This window comes from Acinetobacter sp. BZX-2, assembly GCF_055179795.1.
On the sequence record NZ_CM143686.1, the window covers coordinates 1,753,221 to 1,766,395 of the forward strand.

Sequence of the window (13,175 nt, forward strand, 5' to 3'; positions counted from 1 at the left end):
AACACATTACAAATAAGTTTTCACTAAATCATAGGATAAATCATAAAGATGTTGCGCTAATTTTAAATCTTTTGATTTTTTAGAAGCCCATGCAGGGGTTTGTACACTGGCATATTCACCATTCTTGTTCGCCCAAGCTTCATCCAAGGCCATATGTTTAATTAATCTTGCAGGTTTTGACGGTGGAATCAACACTAAGGAAACAAAGGTATATTGAAATTTTGGTAATTGACGATATAACTCTGAGTCAACTGCACCGGGATGCAGCGCATTACTGGTGACATGACTACCTTCAAGCTGTGTAGCCAAAAGGTTACTAAACAATAAATTCTGAAGCTTACTGCTACCGTAACTTGGGAACATAATGTAATGTTTATTGTTTTTCGCAAGGAATTTTTCAGGCTGAATACTTCCACCCCAATGCCCAATTGAAGACAAATGGATGATTCGACCTTGGACAGATTTTTTAACGACAGGAAGTAGTTTGAGTGTCCATAAAAAATGACCTAAGAAATTGACACCAAAATGTTTCTCAAAGCCATCTTCGGTGACATCTAAGTTCTGAGAAATTAATCCTGCATTATTCACCAATACATCAATATGTGCGTATTTCGATAAAATTTCATCTGCAGCAAGATTTACTTTTTCTAGACTATTTAAATCCAGTTGTACTAAATCTACTTGACCTGTGCCAATCTTTTGCAAATGTTGCTTAGCTCGTTCAGCTTTCTCCATATTGCGACAAGCTAAGATGACATGATGGCCTTCTTTTACAAATTCCTCAGCCGTGGTCAATCCAATTCCTGCATTTGCGCCAGTGATTAAAATTGTTTTTTTCATCTTTATATTCTCATTGTTTAAACAAGATTTTTTGAATTCTATAGCTTTGTTTCATCAAGAAAATTCTTGTTTTGGCTTAAATTTCTCCACACCCAAAGCCGATATTACGCATTTGGTGTAGAGAAACCCATCGCTTTGGCAGGGCGTTATGCTGTCTTTAAAGATAATCTTGAACCAATTTTAAGGATTGTTCATATAAATCCCGCGCTAGTTGCATATTCTTTGCTTTAGAAGACTTGATTGCTGGCGTTTGTAAGCTGACATAGTCTCCATTTCTATCATTCCACGATGTGTCAAAAGCTATTTTTTTGATTAATTTCGCAGGTTTAGAGGGGGGAATTAAAAACAGTTTAATGACTTTATATTGATAATTGGGTAATTCACGATAGATTTCAGAATCTACGCCGCCTGGGTGTAAAGCATTACTGGTAACATGCGTGTCTTGAAGCTTTTCAGCTAACGCATTGCTAAACAAGAGGTTGGCTAATTTACTATTCCCATAGCTGCGTACACCATTATAGTTTTTGACTTGATCTGCTTTGAAAATCTCAGGTTGAATTGAACCGAGTAGATGCATCATCGACGCAAGATGGATAATTCGACCTTGTTCTGCTTGTTGCACGAGAGGTAAAAGTTTCATTGTCCAAAGGAAGTGTGCTAAATAATTCACACCAAACTGCTTTTCATAACCATCTTCAGTCGCTTCTAAAACAGGGGTCATCAATCCTGCATTGTTGACCAATACATCGATTTTTTCATAGTTTTCAATAATGTAATTTGCTGTCTGATTTACATTGTCCAAGCTATTTAAATCAAGCTGGATAATATCAACTTTGCCTGTACCGAAACTTTCCAACTGTTGTTTGGCATGTTGAGCCTTTTGTATATTTCGGCAAGCTAAAATTACATGATGCCCATCTTTGATCAATTCTTTAGCTGTAGCTAAGCCTATACCCGTGTTTGCACCTGTGATAATAATTGTTTTCATTTGAACAATACCAAAATTTTATTTTAACTGAGAGCTTGATTTTTATTTAGACAATTTAAATTGTCAATATTTATTCTTCATTTTAATTTGGCAATGGACAAATACGCATTCATTTTTGTCTGTTTAAATAATCATTGTTGTATTTTATTTGAAAATTCAAGAGATAAGTCGAGAATAAAAAAAGGAATATTACCGAAGCAATATCCCTAAGAATCAGTAAAACAAAGGATTTGAAAAGTTTACATCGCTGCTTCAAAAATACTGATGACTTGAGCGTCTGTTGCTTTACGTGGATTGGTGAGCATACACGCATCTTTTTGCGCATTTGACGTCATCACCGCATGATCTTCAGCTTTCACACCAAGTACAGCTAATCCTGATGGAATGCCAATCGAAGCAGATAATTCACGAATTGCAGCAATCGCGGAATAAGCAGCTTCAGTGACAGTTAAGCCTTCGGTATTTACACCCATCAATTGTGCAATTTTTGCATAACGATCTGGGCATGCAATGAGGTTAAATTCACACACATGTGGCAATAAGATTGCATTACAAACGCCGTGCGGAAGGTTGTAGAAACCACCAAGTTGATGCGCCATTGCATGTACATAGCCTAATGAAGCATTGTTAAATGCCATACCTGCCAAATACTGTGCATAAGCCATGGCATCACGTGCTTCTATATTTTCACCATTGGCAACGGCAGGGCTTAGCCATTCACTAATCATGCTAATGGCTTTTTCAGCACATGCATCTGTAATTGGATTGGCAGCAGTTGATACATATGCTTCAACAGCATGTGTCAAGGCATCCATACCTGTTGCAGCAGTGAGTGCCGCAGGTTTGGCAATCATCAGTTTAGGGTCATCAATTGCAACCAGTGGTGTACAACGCCAATCGACAATTGCCATTTTTACATGCGTATCCGTATTGGTAATGATACAGAAGCGAGTCATTTCTGAAGCTGTACCCGCCGTTGTATTGATCGCAACTAAAGGCGTCATCGGCACTTTACTTTGGTCGATACCTTCATAATCACGAATGTGACCACCACCCGCAGTGACTAGACCAATCCCTTTGGCACAGTCATGTGATGAACCACCGCCTAGAGAAACAATGAAATCACAACCATTATCATTGTACTCTGTAACACCATGATGCACGTTTATATCAGTTGGGTTGGGTTCAGCACCTGGGAACACATGGCTATCTACACCTGCTTCTTTTAAATAACTGACAATAATGTCAGCGACACCAAATTTAAATAAACCAGCATCAGTTACGATAAGGGCTTTTTTAGCACCTAAGTTTTGAGCTTTAACACCTACTTCTTTGGCACAACCAGGTCCAAAAAGTGATACGCAAGGGATGTAAAAGCCGTTTGTTTGATCAGCAATATTTTTAAAAGCCATGGTGCGATTCCTTCTACCATATTTGTTATTTCATCATTCCAACAGGTGATGATCACCTTGAGATTGAGTATTGTCTTTAGGTGGCTTTTTGAATACCTACTAAATACCTACCAATAATTTTTTATTAGAAACAGGGGGTTATATTTTTAAATCTAGAAGTGTTATTGATTTTTAGCTTTGATAAAAAATGATGAATTTGGAAAATAAAAAAACCCTTAAATTGCTTTAAGGGTTTTTCTGTGGGTTAGAAAGTAGGGAAGCTTATTTCTCTACAATTGCAACCACACCTTGTCCACCAGCTGCACAGATTGAGATCAATGCACGACCTGAACCTTTTTCATTAAGAAGTTTTGCAGCAGTTGCAAGAATACGACCACCAGTAGCAGCGAATGGATGACCCGCAGCTAAAGAAGAACCTTTAACGTTTAATTTAGAACGATCAATTGAACCTAATGGTGCATCTAAGCCTAAACGCTCTTTACAGAACTTAGGATCTTCCCATGCTTTAAGCGTAGAAAGAACTTGTGATGCAAAAGCTTCATGAATTTCATAGAAATCAAAATCTTGAAGTTTAAGACCAGCACGCTCAAGCATACGTGGAACTGCATAAGCAGGCGCCATCAATAAGCCTTCTTTAGGACCATCTTTACCAATGAAATCAACAGCAGCAGTTTCGCTAAATGACAAATAAGCTAAAACTTCATGACCATTTGCTTTCGCCCATTCTTCAGAAGCAAGAAGAGTAACAGATGCACCATCAGTTAAAGGCGTAGAGTTACCTGCAGTCATTGTTGCAGTTTCACCTTTACCAAATACTGGTTTAAGTTTTGCAAGTTTTTCTACAGAAGAATCTGGACGTAGATTATTGTCTTTAGTTAAACCTAGGAAAGGCGTCATAAGGTCGTCAAAGAAACCTTCTTCATACGCTTTTGCCATTTTTTGGTGTGAAGATGCAGCAAGCTCATCTTGAGCTTCACGAGCAATACCCCATTCTAAAGCAGTAATGGCTTGGTGATCACCCATTGATAAACCAGTACGTGGCTCACCATTTTTAGGTGCATCCATTAAATCTTTTACATTGATTTTTGATAATGCTTTTAAACGGTCTTTACCTGTTTTAGCAATATTCAACTCAAGCAATGCTTTACGGATACCATCACCTAATGCGATAGGAGCATCTGAAGTTGTATCTACACCACCTGCAATACCGACTTCAATTTGACCCAATGCAATTTTATTGGCAACAAGGAAAGCCGCTTGTAGGCCAGTCGCACATGCTTGTTGAATATCATAAGCAGGTGTTTCAGGAGCAAGCTGAGTGTCTAATACACATTCACGAGTCATGTTGAAATCACGGCTGTGTTTAAGTACAGCACCTGCAACAACTTCACCTAAACGTTGACCTTGAAGGTTATAACGTTCTACAAGACCATTTAAAGCAGCAGTCAGCATGTCGCTGTTAGATGCTTTAAAGTAAGGACCATTTGAACGTGCAAAAGGAATACGGTTACCACCGATAATTGCTACGCGACGAACAGTATTTTGACTCATATTTTTGCCCTGTTGACCAGAAGTTTGTGTTTTCGACGTTGAAGGTATTTCAGCTTTTTTTGTCGGCGCACTTTTTCTACGTGTAGTAGAAGCCGTAGGAGTACTTGGCTTTTTTGTGCTATTTGTTGCATTTGAAACAGTGCTATTTGCGTTACTCGTGCGTGTACGAGTTTTTGATGTATTTGACACAGTTTCTTTTGTAGAATTCTCTACTGTTGGATTTTCTTGAGTTGTTTTGCTCATAAGGCTTTTCCAAGCATGTGGATAATCTTCTTGGTGCTTACATTAACATAATCAATAATGTGCTGAATTGACTATAATGACATTTGAGGGTTGTTTCAGGTCAAGTCATCATTATTGTAACTCAAGTATGATTTACCTGAAAGTTATGGGTCTTTTATATTATAAGTATCTGAGATTGTTTTAAAGTTAAAAGATAACTTGAGATCCCATACAAAACTAATTTGTTAAGAGATAATAATCATGTCTGATCAATACCAAACTTTTGCAAAATCTCCAATTGGTAAATTTGTAATTAAAAATTTAGGTTTACCATCTCCAATTGAATTAGACCGTTTTGAATCTGCAACACCTGTTGTAAAAGGTGCAGTTTTATTGGGCGCAGCACCAAACAGTCAATTTTCAAGTGAAATTGCTCAGGTTTTAAGTAATATTCATGCCAATACTTACGCTGGGAATAATGCTCAACTTCAACAAGTCGCTGCAAAGTCTGGCTTAAATGTAAGTGCGTTCAATGAAGGCGATAAAGAGTCTAAATTTAAAGCAGTTGTTTTCGATGCTTCTGGTATTGAAAGTTCAGAGCAACTCAATGAATTGCACAAATTTTTCAGCCCAATCGCACGTCAAATTGCAACTTCAGGTCGTGTGATTGTCGTGGGTTTAACGCCTGAAACTGCACCAACAATCAAACAAGCCATTGCACAACGTGGTTTGGAAGGTTTTGTTAAATCTGTAGGTAAAGAGTTCAAGAAAGGTATTGCGGCTGAATTGATTCTTGTCGATGCTGATGCTGCGCAAAACTTAGAATCTTCTTTACGTTTTGCATTGTCTCCACGTTCTGCTTATGTATCAGGTCAAGTGATTCGTGTTTCTAAAGCAGCAGTTGTCGATGTAGATTGGGCGAAACCACTCGCAGGTAAGACTGCACTGGTAACTGGTGCGAGTCGTGGTATTGGTGAAGCAATTGCGCATGTATTGGCACGTGATGGCGCGCATGTGATTTGTTTAGACGTTCCACCACAACAAGCAGATCTTGATCGTGTTGCTTCTGAAATCGGTGGTTCTACATTAGCGATTGATATTACAGCTGCTGATGCAGGTGAAAAAATCAAAACTGCTGCGGCAGCTCAAGGTGGTTTAGACATCATCGTGCATAACGCAGGTATCACACGTGACAAGACTTTGGCAAATATGAAGCCTGAAATGTGGGATCTTGTGATCAACATTAACTTGTCTGCAGCTGAACGTATTAACGATTATTTATTGTCGAATAATGGTTTAAATGCGAATGGTCGTATTGTTTGTGTATCTTCAATTTCAGGTATTGCAGGTAATTTGGGTCAAACCAATTACGCGGTGTCTAAAGCGGGTGTGATTGGTTTAGTGAAATTTACTGCACCAGTTTTAAAAGATGGTATTACCATCAATGCTGTTGCACCTGGTTTTATCGAAACTCAAATGACTGCAGCTATTCCATTTGCGATTCGTGAAGCAGGTCGCCGTATGAACTCTATGAGTCAAGGTGGTTTGCCTGTAGATGTTGCTGAAACAATTGCTTTATTTGCATCAACTGCTTCAACAGGTTTAAATGGTAATGTTGTACGTGTTTGTGGCCAAAGCTTGTTGGGTGCATAAGTAAAATGAAAGGTACTTCTGCTTGAGTTTTACGATCGTCTAAGCAGGGTATGGACAGGAAGTTTTTGTATTTAGATGATTCTAATTGTAAAGACTTCCTGACATTTTCTTTATTGAGAAGCTACTTTTTAATAACGATAAATATTTATATGTAAAGGTTTAGTATGAATACTCGCCATTTTAGTCAACTTCCAAAGCCTTATTTAGCTTATACCAAAGTTATTCAAGGTCTTATTTTCAAAAAGCCGAAAGGTGAAAAGGTTCTACCGCAAGTTGAGTATGTGGTGGATTCTTTTAAAGTTGATTCTAATCATTTGAAAGCCTATAACGAAGTTTGTGGTTTTAAAAATAATGGTTATATTCCAGCGATTTATTTAACTGTTTTGTCGCAAAGTCTGCAAATGAGCATGATGACGACAGAAGCTTTCCCATTTGCACTTTTAGGTTTGGTACATATACGTAATGTTGTCAAGCAAACACGCAAAGTTGGAGTAAATGAGCAACTGACGCTGTCATGTAAATTTGGTGAATTAAAGCCACATGATAAAGGTTTACAGTTTGATTTTATTACCACTGTTAAAGTGGGTAATGCAATTGTTGTTGAAGGTGTTACGACCTATTTAGCGCGTCAAAAAACCACCAATTCAACTGCTGAAAAATCAAAAGATACCAAAGAGCCTAATTTTTCAGTCAAAGATGTGTGGAACATTTCTGAAAATACAGGCCGCCGTTATGCAAAAACATCAGGCGACTTTAATTTGATTCATATCCATGCAGTTACAGCAAAAGCATTTGGTTTCAAACAGGCGATTGCACATGGAATGTGGAGTAAAGCACGTGCTTTGGCGAGCTTGAATTTACCAGATGCGTATGAAGCTGATGTTGCTTTCAAGTTGCCTATATTTTTGCCATCGACCGTTGAGTTTTTGACAGCTGAAGAAACAAAAGCAACAGATTTCCTGATCAGAAATCAGAAATCGCATAAGCCGCATGTTTCAGGTGTGGTCAAAACACTTTAAAGTCAAATAGAATAGAACGCCTAAATCGAGATGATTTGGGCTTTTTTATACAATAAAAAAGCGATATATAAAGATAAAATAGGAATAGGAAATGAACGGTTTAAAAGGTGTCTTTTTTGCAGATAAACTGAATTATCAAGGTTATGTAGATCAGCGTTTTCAAGACTTAGCTGAGCAGTTTAGTCGTCTGCAAGATGGGCGAGTAGAGCAAGGTGGTGCTGCTTTAGCTGTTTATTTTCAAGGCGAAAAAGTTGTTGATATTTATACTGGAAAAAAATCCAATACTGAACGATGGAATGGACAAACTTTATCGGTTTGTTATTCAACAGGCAAAGGTGTTCTTGCAACTTTAGCGCATATTATCGTGAGTGAAGGCTTTTTAGATTACGATACGCCAGTCGCAAAATTTTGGCCTGAATTTGGACAAAATGGTAAAGAAAATATGACATTGCGTCATATTCTAAGTCATCAAAGCGGTTTATATGACATCCGTAACCTAATTGATCGTGCAGTTGAAATGGCAGATTGGCAACATATGTTAACGGTTATGGAGCGGGCGACTCCACGTTTTTCAGTCGGATCTGATATTGCTTATCAGGCTTTAACATTTGGTTGGTTAGTGGGAGGTGTTCTTGAAAAAGCAACACAGCAATCTTTAACTTCATTATTGCAAAAATATCTCGTTGAGCCACTTGAACTGGATGGGGCTTATTTTGGTATCCCTGCGTTTGAGTTAGATCGTGTTGCACGTTTAATAGCCAGAGCAGAGCCAATACAAAAAAATGAATCACGAACTGAAAAAACTAAAGCAAAGAACAAAAGCATAGCTTCTTTTTCAGATAAATTGATTGAGTTGAGCGGTCAGAATCCGCAAGATTTTATAGATGCAATGGTGCCGAAAGGCATGCGTGATTTTAGCTTTTTTAGTGATCAAGGTTTACAAGCGATCATCCCTGCTGCCAATGGTGTTTTTACCGCAAACAGTTTGGCAAAAATTTATGCCATGATGGCAAATAAAGGCGTTTGGAATGGCAAGGTATTTATTAAACCTGAAATATTTGCCGAGTTAAGCAAGATTCAATGTATTAAGCGTGATCGTGTGATGCCAATTCCAATGAAGTGGCGCTTAGGTTATCACCGTGTAATTACGATGGGTAAACGTGCCAAAAAAGGTTTTGGTCATATTGGTTATAATGGCTCAGGTGCTTGGTGTGATCCGCAACGTGAGTTAAGTTTTGCCTATACCCATAATTTTAAAATTGGTTCAATCACAGGTGATTATCGTCTTTGGGGTTTAACTCAAGAGGCTTTACGTTGTGCAGATGCCGAAATTAAGGGCAGTAAAGGATGGTTTTGATTGAATAGTGATTCGCTATTCTATTTAACTCGAAGAGCACCATTATATTTGATGGTGCTTTTTTATTGCAAAGCTGAGTAATACGTAGGTACAAAGATTAAGAAAAACAAAAACAGCTGAAATTAAGAATATATTCAAGTAATGATGATTAAAAACAAAGGATGATATAAATGCCCCAAATGAATCACCGATCAAAAATAAGCTCAGTAATAGTCCAAAGACTGAGGCAAATTGCTGTTTGGATATATATTGCATGTGAATGATTTCTTCAGTACAAGTACTGGTCGATAGCAAAAATGTTCTTAAAATAAAGACAAATAACAAGACATAAATACTGATTTCTGAATATTCAAAATATATAAATAAGTAACTGAGTAATAAGCTTGTTTCTAAAATAATCAGTAATTTTATTGGAGATTTTGAGAAAAATTTCAGCTTTTTAATCACAATCGTTGTGAAGATAACTTGTGAGAAAACAATCAGTAAATTAATGAAAATTGAATATTCATCAGAAAATCCTTTTTTAATGAATAAAAGAATCAGGTAGGGTTTGATTAGCCCTGAATAGCAACCTGAAAAGATCATATTTAAAGAGAAAAATAACACGATTCGATTAAAGATGATTTTAGGCAGTATTTTATTTTGTTGCTTATCTATATGGTAATGATGTTTAATTTTTAAAAAGAATAACCATGCAAAAAATACGATGATTGCTGATAAAACCAAGAGTGACCAATACAAATGGCTTTTATTCGGTGTGACATAGGCAAGTCCTAATACAAAAACCATTGAAAATAAATTGGTTGAATGGAAAATTAAGCTGCGATATAGCACAAGGCGATTGGTTAAAGCGCTTTGAGCGCTATACGCCATCCAGTTTTTTAAACTTAAAACCCCAGTAGATGCTGCAAGACCAGCAATAAAGGCAATTAAAACAGCGAAATACTCATTGGTGATGATTCGCCCAAGTAGTGCTAAAGCATAAATCAGTATGCTAAAGGTTAGTGTTGTTATCCAGTGGAATTTATCAACAATTCTACCTAAAAATATTGAAAATATTCCAGCCAAAGATAGACTTGCATATGCAAGCCCATAAATTTTAACTGCATTATTCTCATTAAAATACAAAGGCATAATGAAGATTGATAAATTTATCCCTAAGTAATAAAGTATCGAAAACACAATAAAATGGTTTGTATAGTTGTTTTCCTGCATTTGATTTTTCTAGAGTTTTTCTTGATGTTAAATATAAGCTGTAGAGAATTCAACAGGATTATTTAAAACATGATCTTGCGTGTAATCCACATTTTTGACTTGTAAAAAACAGTTATATGCACATCCACTGTCATTATTGAATTGTATTTCAACTTATGATGACGGATTTTGCATTTTTAATTCACTCTAGACTTAAAAAACAGTATCCTAGGACCTGTAAATAGGAGCTTTCATGTATCAGGTACTTGCACGTAAATATCGCCCACGCAACTTTAATGAATTGGTCGGACAAAATCACGTATCACGTGCGCTGACCAGTGCTTTAGACCGTGGACGTTTGCATCATGCTTACCTATTTACAGGGACACGAGGTGTTGGTAAAACCACCATTGCACGTATTTTGGCAAAATGTTTAAACTGTGAAACAGGTGTGACTTCAACGCCGTGTGAAGTTTGCGCAACATGTAAAGCGGTCAATGAAGGTCGCTTTATCGACCTGATTGAAATTGATGCGGCATCACGTACCAAAGTTGAAGATACACGTGAATTATTAGACAACGTTCCTTATGCACCGACACAGGGGCGATTCAAAGTTTATCTGATTGACGAAGTGCATATGCTTTCTACGCATTCTTTCAATGCTTTGTTGAAAACATTGGAAGAGCCGCCTGAGCATGTCAAATTTTTATTTGCAACAACAGACCCTCAAAAATTACCGATTACGGTGATTTCTCGTTGTTTGCAATTTACATTGCGTCCTTTGGCTGTAGATGAAATTACCCATCATTTAGGTGATATTTTAAATAAAGAACATATTGACGCTGAACAAGATGCGATTTGGCAAATTGCTGAATCTGCCCAAGGTTCATTGCGTGATGCATTGTCATTAACCGATCAGGCAATTGCCTATGGACAAGGCGCGATTCATCATCAAGATGTTAAAGAAATGTTGGGTTTAATCGACAGAACGATCATTTATGATTTGATTCTCGCGATTCACCAAAATCAACGTGAGCGAGTCAGTCAACTTTTATTGCAATTTAGACAACAAGCTTTAGATGTGTCTTTGGTTTTAGATCAATTTATTTCAACATTACATGAATTGGCAATGTTGCAATATCTGCCTGAACTTAGCTTGAAATATAGTGCTGAAATTAATCGAAAAATAATGCAACTTTCACAGTTGGTTTCTGCGCAAGATTTACAGTTGTATTATCAGATTGCATGTAAAGGTCGTGCTGAACTGCAATTGGCAGTCACTCAAGAGCAGGGCTTTGAAATGACTGTGCTGCGTTTATTGGCATTTAGACCAATACAAAGCAATGAAATTATTGTGCAACAACAGTCGGTTATATCGTTGGCTGAAAATAGTCATTCAGTCAATCAGGCGCAGGTTGAAGCTCAATCTGTACCTGATATAAAGACGAATTCTACTGAAAATGAAGTGTTTAGCGCTCAGGTGGAAATTACAAACCCACAAAATGTTGTAAATGTTCCAGAGCCTAGCTCAACACAAAATATCAATCAGGGTTTTGATCCTGCTTTTGAAGATATTGAAGATGAATTATCGGAACATCATATTGTAGAGAATGAGTCGAGTAGTGATGATTTTTTAGATGATGAAATTGTAGATTTAGCTGAAAATATTCAAACAAATACAGAGTCAAACATAGCAATAAATAATCAGACAAATACAGAGTCTTCTCAGGCTATTGAGCACAGTGAAGTATTGTCGAGTCAACAAATAACTGAACATTCAGCGACACAAGCTACAGACGAACCAAGTTTAAGCTTATTTGGTGGAGATTCAATTTCTGCGGCTGCTCAGCATTCAGTTGCACAAAGCACGGCCCAGCAAGATGTTTTCTTTTTAGCACCTGAAACCACTGAACAGATTGATCAAGTTCAAGCGAATCAATCTCAACAAACAACATCAAATCAAGCTATTGACCAAACTGTTGAAGTTGATGTTATTCATGCAACGGATGCACAGTTAGTAGAACCATCATTAACCATAAATGATCAACAAAGTCCTCAACAAATTTTAAGTTTAAAAAACCAAATTTTAGAAGGTGATTGGACGGTAGATAAGTGGGAATATTGGTTTAGAAATAGTGAGCTTTCACCTGCTGTTCAAGAGCTTGCTCAACATGGTTTGATGACAGGTGCGATCAATGCGCAATCCATTTTTCAAATTCCACAAAAATATGAAAAATTATTAGGGCAAGCACAGTTTGATTTAGAAGCTGCGTTGAAGCAACAGTGGGAAAATACTGTATTTAGTGTGGAATATGGTGAAATCGCATCAACCACACCTTATATGATGCAAAATGAACGTAAAGCCAAAGCATTTCATCGTGCAGCTGAAATGCTACATCAAGAACCAGTTGTGAAAAGTTTGGTCGAAGCTTTTGATGGACAATTACACAATATTCAATTGAAATCTTGATCTGAAAATGGTTTTAAAGCATCTCGCATTTCTTGAGGAATCGAGGTGCTTTTTTTCGTTTCACGATCAATAAAAACATGGATAAATTGACCTTGTGCAGAAGCCTGTTGTTTGCCTTGTTTGAAAATAGCGAGATCATAAGTCAGGGACGAATTGCCTATTTTTGAAATAGCGACACCCACTTCAATAATTTCAGGATAAGTGAGTTCTTCTAAGAAATTACAGGATGAGTTTACGACTAAACCAATAATCGGCGAATGATGAATGTCAAAAGCCGCATGTTGAATCAACAGGGCATTGGCTGCGGTGTCAAAGTAGCTATAGTAAGTCACATTATTGACATGACCATAGATATCATTATCTGCCCAGCGTGTTTGGATGGGCAATAAAAAATGATATTGAGAACGATCTTTAACAACTGGTTTCATTGGTCGGACTTCTAAAATTTATTGTTTGCGTTGGCGTCTTC

The 13,175-nt window shown here is 37.2% G+C and carries 10 protein-coding genes; 4 read left to right on the top strand and 6 right to left on the bottom strand.

The window, feature by feature from the left end:
• Positions 1–6: 6 nt before the first annotated feature.
• From ACY45D_RS08220 to ACY45D_RS08235, 4 genes are all read right to left on the bottom strand, one after another.
• Positions 7–840: an SDR family NAD(P)-dependent oxidoreductase gene (locus ACY45D_RS08220; RefSeq protein WP_463109249.1), complete on the bottom strand. Its 834-nt coding sequence runs from the start codon at positions 838–840 to the stop codon at positions 7–9.
• A gap of 157 nt (positions 841–997) precedes the next feature.
• Complete coding sequence (locus tag ACY45D_RS08225) at positions 998–1,828, bottom strand: SDR family oxidoreductase (RefSeq protein WP_463109250.1); 831 nt, start codon at positions 1,826–1,828, stop codon at positions 998–1,000.
• Between the two features lie 239 nt (positions 1,829–2,067).
• A complete protein-coding gene (gene mdh, locus ACY45D_RS08230; protein WP_463109251.1) occupies positions 2,068–3,240 on the bottom strand; it encodes an iron-dependent methanol dehydrogenase in 1,173 nt (390 codons plus the stop codon).
• 261 nt (positions 3,241–3,501) lie between these two features.
• Entirely contained in the window at positions 3,502–5,034 is a 1,533-nt protein-coding gene (locus tag ACY45D_RS08235) for an acetyl-CoA C-acetyltransferase (RefSeq protein WP_463109252.1), read from the bottom strand.
• 240 nt (positions 5,035–5,274) lie between these two features.
• Here ACY45D_RS08235 and ACY45D_RS08240 point away from each other — a divergent pair, with 240 nt between their 5' ends.
• The 3 genes from ACY45D_RS08240 (at position 5,275) to ACY45D_RS08250 (ending at position 9,042) form a co-directional block, all read left to right on the top strand.
• On the top strand, positions 5,275–6,666 hold the full coding sequence (locus tag ACY45D_RS08240) for a 3-oxoacyl-ACP reductase (protein WP_463109253.1): 1,392 nt from the start codon (positions 5,275–5,277) through the stop codon (positions 6,664–6,666).
• A gap of 164 nt (positions 6,667–6,830) precedes the next feature.
• A complete protein-coding gene (locus ACY45D_RS08245) occupies positions 6,831–7,685 on the top strand; it encodes a MaoC family dehydratase (protein ID WP_463109254.1) in 855 nt (284 codons plus the stop codon).
• 91 nt (positions 7,686–7,776) lie between these two features.
• The gene (locus ACY45D_RS08250; RefSeq protein WP_463109255.1) at positions 7,777–9,042 is read left to right on the top strand and encodes a serine hydrolase domain-containing protein; all 1,266 of its coding nucleotides are present in this window, start codon (positions 7,777–7,779) and stop codon (positions 9,040–9,042) included.
• 42 nt (positions 9,043–9,084) lie between these two features.
• Here the strand turns inward: ACY45D_RS08250 and ACY45D_RS08255 are convergent, their stop codons facing one another.
• Positions 9,085–10,257: an MFS transporter gene (locus ACY45D_RS08255; RefSeq protein WP_463109256.1), complete on the bottom strand. Its 1,173-nt coding sequence runs from the start codon at positions 10,255–10,257 to the stop codon at positions 9,085–9,087.
• A 232-nt stretch (positions 10,258–10,489) separates the two neighbouring features.
• Here ACY45D_RS08255 and dnaX point away from each other — a divergent pair, with 232 nt between their 5' ends.
• The gene (gene dnaX, locus ACY45D_RS08260) at positions 10,490–12,706 is read left to right on the top strand and encodes a DNA polymerase III subunit gamma/tau (protein WP_463109257.1); all 2,217 of its coding nucleotides are present in this window, start codon (positions 10,490–10,492) and stop codon (positions 12,704–12,706) included.
• On the opposite strand, the gene ACY45D_RS08265 is transcribed toward dnaX, so the two are convergent.
• On the bottom strand, positions 12,691–13,134 hold the full coding sequence (locus ACY45D_RS08265; protein WP_463109258.1) for an acyl-CoA thioesterase: 444 nt from the start codon (positions 13,132–13,134) through the stop codon (positions 12,691–12,693). The two genes, dnaX and ACY45D_RS08265, sit on opposite strands and share 16 nt — an antisense overlap.
• Positions 13,135–13,175: the final 41 nt, after the last annotated feature.